General features: G+C 60.4%; 16 protein-coding genes. 4 read left to right on the forward strand and 12 right to left on the reverse strand.

Annotation, left to right across the window (positions count from 1 at the left end; genetic code table 11):
- Positions 1 to 32: 32 nt before the first annotated feature.
- From RLEG4DRAFT_RS60335 to RLEG4DRAFT_RS60350, 4 genes are all read left to right on the forward strand, one after another.
- Positions 33 to 1,046: a sugar ABC transporter substrate-binding protein gene (locus tag RLEG4DRAFT_RS60335; RefSeq protein ID WP_003576683.1), complete on the forward strand. Its 1,014-nt coding sequence runs from the start codon at positions 33 to 35 to the stop codon at positions 1,044 to 1,046.
- 65 nt (positions 1,047 to 1,111) lie between these two features.
- On the forward strand, positions 1,112 to 2,659 hold the full coding sequence (locus tag RLEG4DRAFT_RS60340; RefSeq protein WP_003576681.1) for a sugar ABC transporter ATP-binding protein: 1,548 nt from the start codon (positions 1,112 to 1,114) through the stop codon (positions 2,657 to 2,659).
- Entirely contained in the window at positions 2,649 to 3,668 is a 1,020-nt protein-coding gene (locus tag RLEG4DRAFT_RS60345) for an ABC transporter permease (protein WP_003576679.1), read from the forward strand. The genes RLEG4DRAFT_RS60340 and RLEG4DRAFT_RS60345 overlap by 11 nt, the downstream gene beginning before the upstream one ends.
- A 2-nt stretch (positions 3,669 to 3,670) precedes the next feature.
- A complete protein-coding gene (locus RLEG4DRAFT_RS60350; RefSeq protein ID WP_003576678.1) occupies positions 3,671 to 4,672 on the forward strand; it encodes an ABC transporter permease in 1,002 nt (333 codons plus the stop codon).
- Positions 4,673 to 4,697: 25 nt separating this feature from the next.
- Here RLEG4DRAFT_RS60350 and glpK read toward each other — a convergent pair whose 3' ends face one another.
- From glpK to RLEG4DRAFT_RS60410, 12 genes are all read right to left on the reverse strand, one after another.
- On the reverse strand, positions 4,698 to 6,200 hold the full coding sequence (glpK, locus tag RLEG4DRAFT_RS60355; protein ID WP_003576677.1) for a glycerol kinase GlpK: 1,503 nt from the start codon (positions 6,198 to 6,200) through the stop codon (positions 4,698 to 4,700).
- A 152-nt stretch (positions 6,201 to 6,352) separates the two neighbouring features.
- Positions 6,353 to 8,077 carry an ABC transporter substrate-binding protein gene (locus RLEG4DRAFT_RS60360; protein ID WP_003571810.1) on the reverse strand — a complete coding sequence of 575 codons (1,725 nt, stop codon included), beginning with the start codon at positions 8,075 to 8,077 and terminating at the stop codon, positions 6,353 to 6,355.
- A 78-nt stretch (positions 8,078 to 8,155) separates the two neighbouring features.
- Complete coding sequence (locus RLEG4DRAFT_RS60365; RefSeq protein ID WP_003576676.1) at positions 8,156 to 8,452, reverse strand: DUF2160 domain-containing protein; 297 nt, start codon at positions 8,450 to 8,452, stop codon at positions 8,156 to 8,158.
- The gene (locus RLEG4DRAFT_RS60370; RefSeq protein WP_003576675.1) at positions 8,452 to 9,363 is read right to left on the reverse strand and encodes a carbohydrate ABC transporter permease; all 912 of its coding nucleotides are present in this window, start codon (positions 9,361 to 9,363) and stop codon (positions 8,452 to 8,454) included. The genes RLEG4DRAFT_RS60365 and RLEG4DRAFT_RS60370 overlap by 1 nt, the downstream gene beginning before the upstream one ends.
- Position 9,364: 1 nt before the next feature.
- Positions 9,365 to 10,231: a carbohydrate ABC transporter permease gene (locus RLEG4DRAFT_RS60375; RefSeq protein WP_003571814.1), complete on the reverse strand. Its 867-nt coding sequence runs from the start codon at positions 10,229 to 10,231 to the stop codon at positions 9,365 to 9,367.
- A gap of 2 nt (positions 10,232 to 10,233) precedes the next feature.
- Entirely contained in the window at positions 10,234 to 11,304 is a 1,071-nt protein-coding gene (locus tag RLEG4DRAFT_RS60380; RefSeq protein WP_003576674.1) for an ABC transporter ATP-binding protein, read from the reverse strand.
- 9 nt (positions 11,305 to 11,313) lie between these two features.
- Positions 11,314 to 12,393 (reverse strand): ABC transporter ATP-binding protein, encoded by a 1,080-nt coding sequence (locus RLEG4DRAFT_RS60385; protein WP_003576673.1) that lies wholly within the window; start codon positions 12,391 to 12,393, stop codon positions 11,314 to 11,316.
- A 42-nt stretch (positions 12,394 to 12,435) separates the two neighbouring features.
- Positions 12,436 to 13,950, reverse strand: a complete 1,515-nt coding sequence (gene glpD / locus RLEG4DRAFT_RS60390; RefSeq protein WP_003576672.1) for a glycerol-3-phosphate dehydrogenase — start codon at positions 13,948 to 13,950, stop codon at positions 12,436 to 12,438.
- A gap of 120 nt (positions 13,951 to 14,070) precedes the next feature.
- On the reverse strand, positions 14,071 to 14,844 hold the full coding sequence (locus tag RLEG4DRAFT_RS60395; protein ID WP_003576671.1) for a DeoR/GlpR family DNA-binding transcription regulator: 774 nt from the start codon (positions 14,842 to 14,844) through the stop codon (positions 14,071 to 14,073).
- Positions 14,845 to 15,140: 296 nt separating this feature from the next.
- A complete protein-coding gene (locus tag RLEG4DRAFT_RS60400; RefSeq protein ID WP_037093469.1) occupies positions 15,141 to 15,374 on the reverse strand; it encodes a hypothetical protein in 234 nt (77 codons plus the stop codon).
- A gap of 55 nt (positions 15,375 to 15,429) precedes the next feature.
- The gene (locus RLEG4DRAFT_RS60405) at positions 15,430 to 15,900 is read right to left on the reverse strand and encodes an Hsp20 family protein (protein WP_003576668.1); all 471 of its coding nucleotides are present in this window, start codon (positions 15,898 to 15,900) and stop codon (positions 15,430 to 15,432) included.
- A 557-nt stretch (positions 15,901 to 16,457) separates the two neighbouring features.
- Entirely contained in the window at positions 16,458 to 16,718 is a 261-nt protein-coding gene (locus RLEG4DRAFT_RS60410; protein WP_003571824.1) for a DUF4242 domain-containing protein, read from the reverse strand.
- Positions 16,719 to 16,727: the final 9 nt, after the last annotated feature.

Raw genomic sequence — 16,727 nt, forward strand, 5'->3', positions numbered from 1 at the left:
TAATCTATAGACATAATTAATTGGAGAGAACGATGAGTATCGAAACGTCTGGAAACGGTCTTGGAAGACGAGATCTGCTGAAACTGTCCGCCGCGGCCGGGGTCGCCGTCGCCGGTGCATCGCTCGTCGGGCTGAAGCCGGTTTTTGCAGCCGGCGACGAGCAGTCGCTGAAGGGCAAACGCATCGCCATCAGCGCGACCGGCACAGATCACTTCTTCGACCTGCAGGCCTATAACGCCCAGATCGAAGAGGTAAAGCGCCTCGGGGGCGAGCCAATCGCCGTCGATGCCGGACGCAACGACGGTAAGCTGGTTTCGCAGCTGCAGACGCTGATCGCCCAGAAGCCGGATGCGATCGTTCAGATCCTCGGCACGCTCAGCGTTATCGACCCCTGGCTGAAGAAGGCGCGCGATGCCGGGATCCCGGTTCTGACCGTCGATGTCGGCTCGACCAACTCGATCAACAACACCACCTCCGACAATTGGGGTATCGGCAAGGATCTGGCGCTGCAGCTCGTTTCCGATATCGGCGGCGAAGGCAATATCGTTGTCTTCAACGGCTTCTACGGCGTGACCCCTTGCGCGATCCGCTACGATCAGCTGGTCAATGTCGTCAAATATTTCCCGAAGGTGAAAATCCTCCAGCCGGAATTGCGCGACGTGATCCCGAACACGGTGCAGGACGCCTTCACGCAGATCACGGCAATCCTCAACAAATATCCGGAAAAGGGTTCGATCAAGGCGATCTGGTCGGCCTGGGATATTCCGCAGCTTGGCGCGACCCAGGCACTGGCCGCTGCCGGTCGGACCGAGATCCGTACCTACGGCGTCGACGGCAGCCCTGAGGTCCTGCAGCTTATCGCCGATCCGAATTCGCCTGCCGGCGCCGACGTCGCGCAACAGCCGGCGGAAATCGGCCGCACTGCCATCCGCAACGTCGCCAAGCTGCTCGCCGGCCAGACGCTACCGCGCGAAACCTATGTGCCGGCTCTGCTCGCCAACAAGACCAATGTCGGCGAAGTCAGCAAGAAACTCGGTATCGGCTGACAAGACTTACGAACGATCCGGTCGTGACTGGATCGTTCGCAATCTATCCACCCGGAGAGATCGACATGACGGCCATTTCGTTAACGCAGCCGGTGACGGCAGCCGACATCATCCGCTTCGAAGGCATCGTCAAGCACTTCGGCGGCGCGCAAGCGCTGGCCGGTGCGTCGCTGATCGTCAGGCGCGGAACCATCCACGGACTTGTCGGCCAGAATGGCGCCGGCAAGTCGACGCTGATCAAGCTGCTGGCCGGCCTTCACCGGCCGGATGGCGGCCGGATCGAGATCGAAGGACAGGCATTCGACCGGTTGACGCCGCATCTCGCCGAAGAGCTCGGCATCCACTTCATTCACCAGGACCGGTTGCTGGTGTCGACCTTCACCGTCGGCGAAGCTCTGTTTCTCGGCCGGGAACCCAGCATTGCGGGCACGCCGTTTCTCGACCGGCGTCTGATGCAGCGCCGCGCCTCTGCCATTCTCAACGACTATTTCGGCATCCGATTGCCGAACGCCGCCCTGATCGGCGAATTGTCGACTGCCGAAAAGCAGATCGTCCAGATCACCCGTGCGCTCCTCAATCAGCCCAAGGTGCTCGTCTTCGACGAACCGACGGCTGCACTGGTGCGCCGCGAGGCCGATATCCTCTTCCGGCTGATCCGTCGCCTGCGCGACGAAGGCGTCACCATCATCTATATCTCGCATTATCTCAACGAAATCGAAGAGCTCTGCGACCACGTCACCGTTCTGCGCAACGGACAGGACGTTGGCTCCGTGCCGATCGGCGAGACCTCTGCCGCAGCGATTGCCCGGCTGATGGTCGAACGCGGCATCAAGGACATGTTTCCGAAGCCTGAAGTCACCCCGGGCGAAGAAATCCTGAAGGTCGAGCAGCTGTCGGCGCCGGGAAAATACAGCCACATCAGTTTCACGCTCCGCCGCGGCGAGGTGCTCGGACTCACCGGCCTGCTCGGCTCCGGCGCCAAGGAGCTGGTGCGCACCCTCTTCGGTCTGGAGACACCAGCGTCCGGCCGCATCGAGATCAACGGCAAACCTGTCCGTTTTGCCAATCCGAGGCAGGCTGCCGGCCACGAGATCGCGCTGGTGCCGGAAGATCGACGTCGCCACGGCGTCGCACTCGACCTCAGCGTTGGAGAAAATACCAGCCTTTCCAGCCTTGGCCGCTTCACGCGGTTCGGCTTTCTCGATCGCAAACGCGAGCGGCGCGAGGTCGATGCCCTGATCACCCGGCTTCAGGTGAAAACCAACGGACGCGACGCTTTGCTGCGCACGCTTTCAGGCGGCAACCAGCAGAAGGTGGCCATCGCCAAATGGCTGAGCCGCCATTCGGAGGTCTATCTCCTCGACGAGCCGACGGTCGGCGTCGATATCGGCTCCAAGGTCGAGATCTATACGCTGATCGGCGAACTCGCGGCGCGCGGCGCCGGCGTCATCGTGCTGTCTTCGGATCTGCCCGAACTCGTCGGCATCACCGATCGCATCCTGGTGCTCTTCCGCGGGCGCGTGGTGCGGGAATTCATCTCGTCGGAGACCACTGCGGATGCCGTGCTGGCTCAATCGACGGGATCATCGGAGAGACAACGCCATGTCGGCTGAAGTGGAATTTGCGCCTTCCGGCTTTTCAGCCGCAGAACCGCCTCACCGCCCGGCCGGCAATATTGGCGCGACGGCATTGCGTTTCGGATCGCTGGTCACCTTTGCCGTCATCCTCATCATCTTCTCGCTGACCGCACCCTATTTCCTCAGCATCGGCAATATCGGCAATGTGCTCGGTCAATCCGCCATCTCGGGCGTGTTGGCCATCGGGCTGACGGTCGTGCTGATTGCCGGCGGCTCCAATGTCGTCACCGGTGGTATCGATCTGTCGGTGGCCGCCAATATGGGCCTCAGCGCCGCCGTCTATGCGAGCGTGATGCAACTCGGCTATGGCGATGTGACAGCAATTGCAGCGGCGATCCTGACCGGCACACTGATCGGCACGGTCAATGCCATTGCCGTCGTCTATGCCGGCATCGTGCCGCTGCTCGCCACGCTCGCCGTGATGAATATCGTCGCTGGCCTTGAATTGGTGCTGACCGGAAATACCGTCCTGCCCGCCTCCACGCCCTTCCTCTCCTTGCTTTCGGCCTCGGACGCTTTCGGCATTCCTGTTCTCGCCTATGTGCTCCTGGGTTTCACGGCGATCACAGCAGCGGTCGTCCAGCACACCCCGCTCGGCCTGCGCCTTTATGCCGTCGGTGAGTTTCCGGACGCGGCGCGAGCGGCCGGTCTGCCGCTTCGCCGCCTGCTCGCCGGCGCCTTCGTCGCCAGCGGCGTCACCGGTGGCATCGCCGGTATCCTCTCCGTTTCCTATCTGAGCGGCAGCACGACCGGCTCCGGCGAGATGCTGTTGCCCGTCGTCGTGACCGCCCTGCTCGGCTCGGTCTTTTCGCGCCGGCTGGTTCCGACGGTCCCCGGGACGCTGCTGTCAGCTCTGCTGGTCGGCTTCCTCATCAACGGTTTCCAGCTGCTGAACATTTCGAGCACGCTGGTCAGCGGTGTCCAGGGCGTGCTTATTCTGATCGTGGTCTCCGCGACCACGCTGTTGCGCCGACAGGAGGCCTGATCATGTCGCTCCAGACCCCGAGCCCCGCATCCATCGGCTTGCCGCGTCTTATCGCCGGCGGCCTGGTGCGCTATGGGCTGATCCTGGCTTTGGTCGCGGTCTTTGCCGCCTTTTCCGTGGCAACGCCGACCTTCATGACGCCTGCGAACCTGCAAAGCATCCTGGTCAATAATTTCACGCTGCTTGCCATCGTGTCTATCGCCATGACCTTTGCCGTCGCATCGGGTGGCATCGATCTCTCGGTGGGAACCGCGATGGATTTTGCCAGTTTCGCCTTCGTCTCGCTGGTGCTTGCCGGCCAGCCGGTGGCGATCGCCGCACTCGCGGGGCTGGCGGCCGGGGCGTTCGTCGGCGCCTTCAACGCGCTTTTGATTTCCGGGATCGGCGTGTCGCCATTCCTCGCCACGCTCGGCACGCTGTTCATCGGCCGCAGCGTCCAGCAATTGCTGACCAATGGCGGCAATCCGGTCTATCTTCCGCCGAACGGCGTGCCGGAAGCCTTCCGTTTTCTCGGCCACGGCGCCATCGCCGGCTTTCCGGTGCCGCTTGCCGTTGCTACTGTCGTCATCACCGCCGCCGCGGTCGTTTTTGCCCGCACCCGGTTCGGCCGCGTCATTCTGTCGATCGGCATCCAGCCGGGCGTCGTGCGCTATTCCGGCATTGCCGCACCAGCCCATGTCGCCGTGACCTTCATTCTGGTCGGGTTGATCGCGGCAATCGCCGGCCTGATCCTGACTGCGACGGTCACCACCTACATCCCCTCCTCGGGCAATGCCTTTCTGCTGAACGCCATCGGCGCCACCTTCATCGGCACGACGCTCAGCCCACTCGGGCGGCCGAACGTCGGCGGGACCGTTCTCGGCGCGCTGCTGCTCAGCATCGTCGCCAACGGGCTGCTGCTCACCGATCTGAACTTCTACTGGCAGCAGGTCGGCACGGGAACACTGATCTTCGCCGTGCTCGCGCTGAGCTTCCTCAACAGGAAGGCCGCCGGCAGCGCATAAGAGGAAGCCGTAGCGAGGATACGTGTCAGCCCACTGAGGCGTCGGAAATCATTCGCGAGACGGCATTCTTCCAGCCGATGATTTTCGCCTGGCGCTCGGTCTCCTCCATCGAGGGACTGAAGCGGCGGTCGCAGGCCCAGGCTTTGGCGAAATCCTGCTTGCCGGGCCAGATGCCGGCTTTCGAGCCGGCAAGCCAGGCGGCTCCCAGCGCCGTCGTCTCGCGGATCGCCGAGCGGTCGACGGGATTTCCGGTCATGTCGGCCAGGCACTGCATCGTCCAGTCAGAAGCCGCCATACCGCCATCGACGCGCAGCACGGTTTCCAGCTGGTTGACGCCCCAGTCCTTCTTCATCGCCACCAGCAGGTCGAGCGTCTGATAGGCGACGGATTCGAGCACGGCGCGGGCAAATTCCGCCGGCCCGCTGTTTCTAGTCAGGCCGAAGATCGCGCCGCGTGCAGCCGGATCCCAATAGGGCGCGCCAAGGCCGGTGAAGGCCGGGACGATATAGACCTGCTGTTCGGGATCGGCCTTGGCCGCAAGCACCCCAGCCTGCGACGCCTGATCGATGATGCCGAGGCCGTCGCGCAGCCATTGCACTGCGGCACCGGCGATAAAGATCGAACCCTCGAGCGCATAGGTCGTCTCGCCGTCGAGGCGGCAGGCAATGGTCGTCAGCATCCGGTTGGAGGAGGAAACACGGTCCTTGCCAGTGTTCAAGAGGGCGAAGCAGCCGGTGCCATAAGTGGATTTCATCATGCCGGGATCGAAGCAGGCATTGCCGACGGCGGCCGCCTGCTGGTCACCGGCAACGCCGAGGATCGGAAGCTCGGCACCCAGCAGAGCCTTGTCAACGCGGCCGAAATCGTCGGCGCATTCCTTGACCTCCGGAAGCATGGCAGAAGGAATGCCAAGAATGCCGAGAAGCTCTTCGTCCCAGGCGCCGTCATCGATGTTGTAGAGCAGCGTTCGCGAAGCATTGGTCGCATCGGTGGCATGCACGCGACCATCCGTCAGCCTGTAGATCAGCCAGCTGTCGATCGTGCCGAAGCAGACCTCGCCCGCCTCTGCCTTCTCCCGCAGGCCTCCTACATTGTCGAGCAGCCAGCGCAGCTTGGTTCCGGAGAAGTAGGGATCGAGCAGCAGGCCGGTCTTGGCGCTGAACAGCTTCTCATATCCGTCGGCCTTCAGACTCTCGCACATTTCGGCCGTGCGCCTATCCTGCCAGACGATCGCGCGGTGAAGCGGCGTTCCTGAGCTGCGGTCCCAGACGACAGCTGTTTCGCGCTGATTGGTGATGCCGATCGCGGCAATGTCGGCGGCATCAAGACCGGCGTCAGTGATCGCCTTGCGCGCAGTGTCGACAACCGACTGCCAGATTTCGGCGGCGTCATGTTCAACCCATCCGGGCTGCGGATAATATTGGGTGATCTCCGTCTGCGCCGAGCCGGCCATTTTCATGTCACCATCGAAAATGATCGCGCGCGACGACGTCGTGCCCTGGTCGATTGAAAGAATATAGCCGCTCATATCCGTCTCCGGCTCGCACGAAATCGCTCAGCCTGCAGTTGGTCGGCAGGACTCGGACGTTTCATGAGAGAAAGATTGTGGGTGCCACCGGCTGGATGCCGGTGGCTAGATGTGGTGGCCGGAAGTCTCGTTGCCTCCGGCCAAGGTCCGCCTTACTTCGACTGCCAGCTCTTGACGAGTTCGTCGTAGTTGACCGTGACCGGCTTTTCCTTCTCGTTCTCGATCTTCAGCTGCGGCGCAAGATTGCCCTTTGCAACAGCATCCTTGTTCCAGTAGTCGAGATCATGCTCTTCGGCGAGTTTCGGTCCGATATCGCCCTGGACGCCCGATTTCTCGATGCGACCCATGACCTTCTCCTGCTCGCCGCAAAGAGAATCCATGGCTTCCTGCGGCGTCTTGGCGCCGGCAGCGGCGTCACCGATAGCCTGCCACCAAAGCTGAGCCAGCTTCGGATAATCGGGAACGTTGGTGCCGGTTGGCGACCACTGAACACGAGCCGGCGAACGATAGAACTCGATCAGACCGCCGAGCTTCGGAGCGCGCTCCGTAAAGCTCTTGTCGCGAATGGTGGATTCGCGGATGAAGGTAAGACCGAGCTGGCTCTTCTTCACGTCGACCGTCTTGGAAGTCACGAACTGTGCATAGAGCCAGGCGGCTTTCGCGCGATCCGTCGGCGTCGATTTCATCAGCGTCCAGGAACCGACGTCCTGATAACCGAGCTTCATGCCGTCTTTCCAGTAAACGCCATGCGGGCTCGGCGCCATGCGCCATTTCGGCGTCCCGTCTTCATTCATGACAGGCAGGCCAGGCTTGACCATGTCTGCGGTAAATGCGGTGTACCAGAAGATTTGCTGCGCGACGTTACCCTGTGCCGGCACCGGACCGGATTCCGAGAAGGTCATGCCCTGAGCTTCCGGCGGAGCATAGGCCTTCAACCAATCGAGATACTTCTGGATCGAGTAGACGGACGCTGGGCCGTTGGTGTCACCACCACGGGCAACGCATGATCCGACCGGGCGCGACTTCTCGTCGACCTTGATGCCCCATTCATCGACCGGAAGACCGTTCGGCAGGCCCTTGTCGCCGTTGCCGGCCATCGACAACCAGGCATCGGTGAAGCGCCAGCCGAGCGACGGGTCCTTCTTGCCGTAGTCCATATGGCCGAAGACCTTCTTGCCGTTCACATCGCGGCCGGTAAAGAATTCGGCAATGTCCTCATAGGCCGACCAGTTGACCGGAACGCCGAGATCGTAGCCGTATTTTGCCTTGAAATCGGCCTTGTTCTTCTCGTCGTTGAACCAGTCGTAGCGGAACCAGTAGAGGTTGGCGAACTGCTGGTCGGGAAGTTGATAAAGCTTCTTGTCCGGTGCCGTGGTAAACTTGGTGCCAATGAAGTCGTCGATATCGAGGCCGGGGTTGGTAACGTCCTTGCCTTCGCCGGCCATCCAGTCGGTCAGGTTGCGCACCTGCTGATAACGCCAATGCGTACCGATCAAGTCGGAGTCGTTGACCCAGCCGTCATAAAGGTTCTGACCGGTCTGCATCTGGGTCTGGATCTTCTCGACAACGTCACCTTCCTGAATGACGTCGTGCGTGACCTTGATCCCGGTGATTGCCGTAAAGGCCGGAGCCAGCACCTGGGACTCGTACTGGTGAGTGGTCAAGGTTTCAGAAACAACCTTGATGTCCATCCCCTGGAGGGGCTTTGCAGCATCGATGAACCACTGCATTTCCTTTTCCTGGTCAGCGCGAGAGAGCGTCGACACGTCGCCGATCTCTTTATCCAGGAACGTCTTTGCCTCGTCCATGCCGGCATAGGCCGACCCGGTCATGGCCAGCAGTACCGCTGCTGTCGTCGTCAATAAATGCCTTCGCATGATATCCTCCCAGGGTTTGCGATTGCAGTCTTCACGTATCAGGCGGCCAGAAACCCCCGGCCATCTGCATCAGTTTGCTCACACGTAACGGAATACGCCGACGGCGTAGACAACGGAGAGAGCAAGAGCCCACCAGAGGCTTGATCCAACGAGACCGAGCCAGGCAAGATGGATAAAGGCGCTGCCGAGCAGCGAAAGGAAAAGCCGGTCCCCGCGCGTCGTCTCGAAGCGCAGGATTCCGATCCGCGGATTGCCGCCCGGCACGGCATACTCCCATGCCCCCATACCAATCAGCAGCAATACGATGACGATGAAGAAAGCAGCCGTCGGCCACGTCCACGCCATCCATGAAAAATCGGGAAGCGAAAAGCTCATCAAACCCTCCCCAGGGCGAAGCCCTTGGCGATGTAATTACGCACAAACCAGATCACCAGCGCCCCCGGGATCAAGGTCAGAACACCTGCGGCGGCCAGCAGACCCCAATCCATGCCGGATGCAGAGACGGTACGGGTCATGGTGGCAGCGATCGGCTTCGCGTCTGTCGTCGTCAGCGTTCGTGCGATCAGCAGCTCGACCCAGGAGAACATGAAGCAGAAGAAGCAGGCGACACCTATGCCGCTCGCAATCAGCGGCGTGAATATCTTCAGGAAAAACCGCGGGAACGAGTAGCCATCGATATAGGCCGTCTCGTCGATTTCCTTCGGCACCCCGGACATGAAGCCTTCAAGGATCCAGACCGCCAGCGGCACGTTGAACAAGCAGTGGGCAAGCGCCACCGCGATATGCGTGTCGATCAGTCCAAAGGCCGAGTAGAGCTGGAAGAACGGCAGGGCAAAAACTGCCGGCGGCGCCATCCGGTTCGTCAGCAACCAGAAGAACAGGTGCTTGTCGCCGAGGAACCGATACCGGGAGAAGGCATAGGCCGCCGGCAGCGCCGCTGCCACCGAGATCACCATGTTCATGACGACATAGGTGATGGAATTGATATAGCCGGAATACCACGCCTTCTCCGTGAAGATCGTCACGTAATTAGCGATTGTCGGGTTATGAGGATAAAGCGTCAGAGAATTGACGATTTCCGCGTTGGTCTTGAAGCTCATGTTGACGAGCCAATAGATCGGCAGCAGGAGCACGATGATATAGATCGTCGGAACCAGCCACCACCACCGCGATTCCTCGCCGCGCCGGCGCATCAGACGGCTGACTTCATCGGAGGAGAGACCGCTTGCGACACTGGTAACGCCTGAGATCTTTCGGCTCGCTGTCGTTTCGTTGGAGGCGCTCATTTCAATTCTCCGCGTCGTGGCTTGTCATGACGGTGTAGAACACCCACGAAAGCAGCAGGATGATCAGGAAATAAATCAGCGACATGGCAGCGGCCGGACCGAGGTCGAACTGTCCGAGCGCGGTCTTGACCAGATCGATCGACAGGAAAGTGGTCGAGTTGCCCGGACCGCCGCCCGTGACGACAAACGGTTCGGTGTAGATCATGAAACTATCCATGAAACGCAGCAGCACGGCGATCAGAAGAACACGCTTCATCTTCGGCAGCTGGATATAGCGGAACACCGCCCAACGGGACGCACCGTCGATCTTGGCTGCCTGATAAAAAGCATCCGGAATGGAAACGAGGCCGGCATAGCAGAGCAAGACGACCAGGCTCGTCCAGTGCCAGACATCCATGATGATGATCGTGACCCAGGCGTCGAGCGGATCCTGCACATAGTTGTAATCGAAGCCGATGGCATTGATATAATAGCCGAACAACCCAATGTCGTTGCGGCCGAACACCTGCCAGATCGTGCCGACAACGTTCCACGGGATCAGCAGTGGCAGTGCCATCAGAACCAGGCACACCGGCACGCCGATGCCTGATTTCGGCATGTTGAGCGCAATGAAGATACCGAGCGGAATCTCAAGAGCGAGAATGATCAACGAAAAAATCAGGTTTCGCTGCAGGGCGGCCCAGAACCGGTCGGAATGCAGGATTTCGGTAAACCAATCCGTTCCGTTCCAGAAGAACTGGTTGTTTCCGAAAGTGTCCTGGACGGAATAATTCACGACCGTCATCAAGGGAATGACAGCTGAGAACGCCACCAGCACGAGGACCGGCAGAACCAGAAACCAGGCTTTGTTGTTCCAGGTTTTTTCCATGATCAAGCCTCCCGTCCGGCGCGCCAAGAGTCTGCATAAATGCTGATCGCCGATGGCTCAAAGGTCACCCTGGGATCAGCCGGAATCTCCCCGTCTTCAGGGATGACGATCGCGATCGGCTGGCCGGCAAACTGGGCGCGGACGATCCTCTGCCGGCCGATATCTTCCACCTTGCTGACCGTCACAGGCATGCCCTCGCGGCCGACCCTGATAAACTCGGGCCGGATTCCAAGCTCTACCTTGGCCGCCTGCGAAGTCTTTGGCGCATAGTCGAGCGACAGCGCGTGATCACCGACCCGAACCGTGCTGCCTTCTACCTTTGCCGGCATGAAATTCATGCCCGGCGAACCGATGAAGTAGCCGACGAAGGTATGGCTCGGACGCTCGAAGAGTTCGGCCGGCGTGCCGATCTGCACGATCTCGCCATCGTACATCACCACCACCTTGTCGGCGAAGGTCAGCGCCTCCGTCTGGTCATGTGTGACATAGACCATCGTAAAACCGAACTGCTTGTGCAGCCGCTTCAGCTGCGATCGCAGCACCCATTTCATATGCGGATCGATAACAGTGAGCGGCTCATCGAAGAGAATCGCGTTCACATCCGAGCGCACCAGGCCGCGGCCGAGCGAAATCTTCTGCTTTTGGTCCGCCGTCAAACCGCGGGCGCGCCGCTTCGCCCAGTCTGCAAGATCAATCATCTCCAATATTTCGCGGACACGACGATCAACATCCGCCTCCGCGACCCCGCGGTTGCGCAAGGGGAAAGCCAGATTGTCATAGACGGTCATCGTGTCGTAGATGACCGGAAACTGGAATACCTGCGCAATATTTCGCTGCTGTGTTGGCAGGTTCGTGACATCCTGTCCATCAAACAGGATACGCCCTTCGGACGGCTGAATAAGGCCGGAAATGATATTAAGCAGCGAGGTCTTTCCGCAGCCCGAAGGTCCAAGCAGCGCATAGGCGCCGCCATCGTTCCACTCGTGATGCACTTCCTTGAGAGCGTAGTCCTTCTCGCTCTTCGGGTTCGGCCCATAGGCGTGTCGAATATGATCGAGGGTGATACGTGCCATGATCTTCTCCTAGCCCCTCTGCCTGGCAGTGGTGATCGCCTGGCCGTCCGCGCCGAATGCCATCAGATGGCGCGTATCGATGAAAACGGAGATGTCCGTGTCCGGGTCGATATTGTGAATGCCGTGCGCAAGCATGACCCAGCGGGTGTCGGCAAATTGCAGATGCACGAAACTTTCCGACCCGGTGATCTCCGAAATCTGGGTCCGTGCTGTCAGCCGCGCCGAATCATCCGTCTGGGCGGTGGGTGCAAGATGATGCGGGTGAAAAGCGATCGTTGCCGGCCCGTCCGGCACGTTCTGAAGATGCGGCGGCACGGCAAAAATCACAGCGCCGTCGCGCAGGAATTTGCCTGCCGATTTGACCAGATCAATAAAATTCAACGGCGGATCGGCGAAGGTTTTCGCCGTCGTCAGATCGATTGGATTGCGGTAGACCTCGATCGTCGGGCCGAACTGTGTGATCCGGCCCTCGTTGAGCGCAGCCGTATTGCCGCCTAGCAACAAGGCTTCGGAGGGTTCCGTCGTGGCATAGACGAAGATCGCGCCGGACTGGGCGAAGATGCGCGGCAATTCCTGCCGCAGTTCCTCGCGCAGCTTGTAGTCGAGATTGGCGAGCGGCTCGTCCATCAGCACAAGGCTGGCATTCTTGACAAGGGCGCGCGCCAACGCGGTGCGCTGCTGCTGACCGCCGGACAGATTGAGCGGCGTGCGATCGAGATAGGGCGTCAGCTTCAAAAGCTCTGCCGCCTTGCGCACGTCACGGTCGATCGTTGCGGCATCCTTGCCGGAGATGCGCATTGGCGACGCGATGTTCTCATAAACGGTCAGCGCCGGATAGTTGATGAATTGCTGGTAGACCATGGCGACGTTGCGCTTCTGCACCGGCATGCCGGTGACATCGGCGCCGTCGAAATGCACCGAGCCGCCTGTGGGACGATCGAGGCCGGCCATCAGCCGCATCAGCGATGTCTTGCCAGACAGCGTCGGCCCGAGCAGCACGTTCAGCGTGCCGCGCTCGAGAACCAGATCGGTCGGATAGATATGATAGTCCGCGCCCACCATCTTGGCGGCGTTTCGCAGTTCCAGCATTCCGATTCCCGTGCCTCCACGCAGCGGGGACCACACGTCGCCTTATCCGGCCATTGCCGGTATGGCAGCCATGTACTCCTCCAGTGACTGAGCCTGCTCCTTGGAAAGGCGCAGACCATCCTTTGTTCTCCTCCACAGCACGTCTTCGCCGTGCCGGGCCCATTCATGTTCGACGAGGTATTTGACTTCGGCCTCGTAGAGATCGCCGCCGAACAGCCGTCCAAGGTCCTCGGCCCCGCTGGCGTCGCCCAGCAGCATCTCGGCCTTGGTGCCGTAGCGGCGCACCAGTCGGCGAGCATGCGAATCCGTCAGGAACGGATAACGCCGTTTCAGCCTGGCGACCTCGGCCTCGTAACCCTTGACTGGAAAATCGCCGCCCGGCAGATGGCTATTTGCCGTCCACGGGGCGCCCTTGACGCCGATTGCGGCACCGATCTTTTCCAGCGCATGTTCGGAAAGCCGGCGATAGGTGGTGAGCTTGCCGCCGAACACGTTGAGCAGCGGCGCAGCACTCCCCTCGCCTTCCAGCTTCAGCACGTAATCGCGCGTTGCCTCCTGCGCCTTCGAGGCGCCGTCGTCATAAAGCGGCCTGACGGCCGAATAGGTCCAGACGATATCCTCAGGTCTGACCGGCTCCTTGAAATATTCCGACGCCGCATTGCAGAGATAGACGGTCTCCTCCTCGGAGATCCGGACATCCTTGGGATCGGCGGTGTAATCGCGGTCGGTGGTGCCGATCAGCGTGAAGTCGCCCTCATAGGGGATGGCGAAGATGATGCGGTTGTCGGGATTCTGGAAGAAATAGGCACGCGGATCGTCGAACTTCTTCTTGACGATGATGTGGCTGCCCTGGACGAGGCGGACATGATGGGCTTCGTTCTGGCCGAAGGCGGAACGGATGACATGATCGACCCAGGGACCGGCGGCATTGACCAGCATCCTTGCCTGATGGCTGTCGTTATGGCCGGTGACCGTATCGGTCGTCTCGATCTGCCACAGGCCATTCTCGCGCCTTGCCGACACCACTTTGGTGCGGGGCATGATCGTCGCCCCCTTGTCGGCGGCGTCGCGGGCGTTCAGCACCACCATGCGGGCATCGTCGACCCAGCCGTCGGAATATTCGAAAGCTTTGGCAAACAGCGCCTTCAGCGGCTTGCCGGCCGGATCGCGGCGCATGTCGAGCACCGATGTCGCCGGCAGCAGCTTGCGGCCGCCGAGATGGTCGTAGAGAAACAGGCCGAGGCGGATCAGCCAGGCCGGGCGGATACCGCCCTTGTGGTAGGGCAGCACGAAGCGCAGCGGCCAGATGATGTGCGGCGCCATCGCCCAGAGGATCTCGCGCTCCATCAGCGATTCACGCACCAGGCGGAACTCGTAATGCTCGAGATAACGCAGGCCGCCATGGATCAGCTTGGTGGCGCCCGACGAGGTGCCGGAGGCAAAATCGTTCATCTCCGCCAGCGCCACGGAATAACCGCGGCCGACGGCATCGCGCGCAATGCCGCAGCCGTTGATGCCGCCTCCGATGACGAATATGTCGTGAATCTCCCGGCCCATTACCCCTCCGAGCCCAATGCCGATTTCGCATCGCACAAAACTTGCGCAATTGCGAAAGTAACAGCAGTTAAAACGAAAGAGATACGAATGTCAAACGAATGTTTGCCGCGGCTTGGCGACCTAGTGTGATCTTGCGTTCGTTTCGATCAGCTTCACATTATTTTCGAGGCAGAGATTGCGGATCGACGGCGCCGGACAGTGATCGGTGATGAAGGTATGAACCTGCGAAAGCTGGCCAATCCTGACCGGTGCTGTGCGCTCGAACTTGGTCGAATCGGCAACGAGAATGACATGCCGGGCATTGGCGATGATCGCCTGGGCGACCTTGACCTCACGAAAATCATAGTCGAGCAGCGCGCCGTCCATATCGATCGCCGACGCGCCGATCACGGCGTAATCGACCTTGAACTGGCGGATGAAATCGACGGCCGCCTCGCCGACAATGCCGCCGTCCGAGCCGCGCACGACCCCGCCGGCGATCACCACCTCGATCGCCGGCAGCAAGCGCAACCTATTGGCGACGTTGATGTTATTGGTGATGACCATCAACTCGTGATGATTGGCGAGCGCCTCGCCCACCGCCTCGGTCGTCGTCCCGATATTGATGAAAAGCGAGGCGCCGCTCGGGATCAGTTCGACCGCAGCCATGCCGATCGCCTGTTTCTCGGAAGCGGCGATCTGACGGCGCGCCTCGTATTTGACGTTTTCGGTGCCGCTCGGGAATGTGGCGCCGCCATGGATGCGTGTCAGCACCTGCGCATCGCAGAGATCGTTCAAGTCCTTGCGGATCGTCTGCGGCGTCACCGAAAAGCGGGAAGCGAGCTCCTCGACCAGGACCCTGCCGCTCGATTTCGCTATTGCGACGATTTCCGTTTGCCGGTCGGTCAAGAACATGAGCACGCACCTTTCGATCTACTTTCGTTTTAAAGAAAGTGAACGCCTGCGCAATGCCTATCTGTCACCTGCTCTCGGCATTTCAGCGGAACTCGCCCTTTTTGTCATGCAAAACTCATCACTTTAAACCTTGCGTCACGGACAACCTGGGGTAGCCAAGCCACGACGATATGCGGCTTTGCGATCAACGCAAGGATCGACGCCACCGGACGTATCCGCTCCGACGGGCCGCCAAGGAAGGTGACGGATATAATCAGGCGGACGAAGGACGCCGCTGTCGTGCGGCGTCCCATCCTTTACGCAGCTCTTGGACGATTAATTCCGCGGGCGGCCTCAACCATAATCCGCAAGCTGTCTGGCTCTTTCACTCCTTGGCGATAGAGCTGCACGAGAATGGCGGCGATGCGCTCGCCCTCCTCGGACGTCGGCTCCACTCCTGCTTCTGACGCGACGATGTCGAAAACACTCTGGCAGACACGCAGGTCGGCAGCGCCGAAGTAATCTGACTTATCGAAATCGGGGGCTTTCATCGTTTTTCCGCGGGCGACGCCATAGGATTCGCCCGCGTCCTCCATCGATCGACGCTTACGCGATCTGCTTCTCACCTTCGATCTGCAGGGGCACCTGTGTCGGCGCGCCATGGCCAATCGCGATCTTGCGTGGCTTCATCGCCTCCGGAATCTCGCGCTTCAGCTCGATGTGCAGCAGTCCGTTCTTCAGAGAAGCGTTTTCCACGCTCACATGGTCCGCAAGCTCAAAACGGCGCTCGAAGCCGCGCGTGGCGATGCCGCGGTGCAGGTATTCCACTTTGACGTCGTCGGCCTTGCCGCCCTTGACGAGAAGCACGTTTCGTTCCTGCGCGATGTCGAGGTCGCCATCCTCGAAGCCGGCGACCGCCATGACAATGCGGTACTCGTTGTCGCCAACCTTGATGATGTCGTAGGGCGGCCAGGCGTCGGCGGCCTGCAGGCGCTGCGGATTGTTGAGCAGCGAAAAAACACGGTCGAAGCCGATGCTGGACCGGTAGAGCGGTGCGAAGTCAAACTCGGTTCTCATGACCAAAACCTCCTAGAAGCGAGATGGAAAGGAACGCGGCGGAAACCTGCGTCCCCGGCTTTCGGCCCCCTTCTGGGCTGCCGACGGCATCGATTTGGTTTTCCGCATTTTCGGTTTCAAGATTGCCATTAGAAAATTTTCGATTTCGCGCTTTGTACGAACCGGACATCTCGTGAAGTCGGACGAACAATCTCTACGGGCATCGCCACGAAGGATTTCGGCAGACACGAAAATCGCGATATCGGATAGCCTGGAAGCTCGGGCGGCTGTCGCAGCTTTTAGGGAAGGACCCGATCGCGCACCTGCCCGAGAAGGTGGTCTGGCGAGAGCACGCTGGGGGATGTCGACCAACAAACACTCCCTTCTGGCAGCGTTCGCGGCCCCATCGGAAGCCTGGCAGGGCAGGTCGAGCCCCTGGCAGGACTAGATCGCCGGCAATCGCAGCGACCGCTCGCCGCCCGAGCGGCCATTATGATTTGGCGCATATCTCGCTTTGCGTCTTCCAACCAGACAGCATGCGCAAAAAGCGCCTCACGTCTGTGCTTGGCCGAGGAGCGCTAAGCAAACATATTGGGACCGATCTCCTCGCTAACTTCTATGATCACATCCGCAGGGACATTGTTCCTCCGGGCCGCGGCGAGAATGGCCTGCGTACTGGGCGCCTCGTAAAGGCAGTAAGTCTTTTTTCTGTCCGCGCTGAGGAACGAAAAAATCCACTTCACTCCTTCCTGATCGTTGATCAGGTTGATTTCCTCGACCCCCTCTTTCGATAGATCGAGTTGTTCTGCAAAGTTTCTTTCAATGATGTAGCGTGGCATGACGAGACC

Source organism: Rhizobium leguminosarum bv. trifolii WSM2297 (assembly GCF_000271845.1).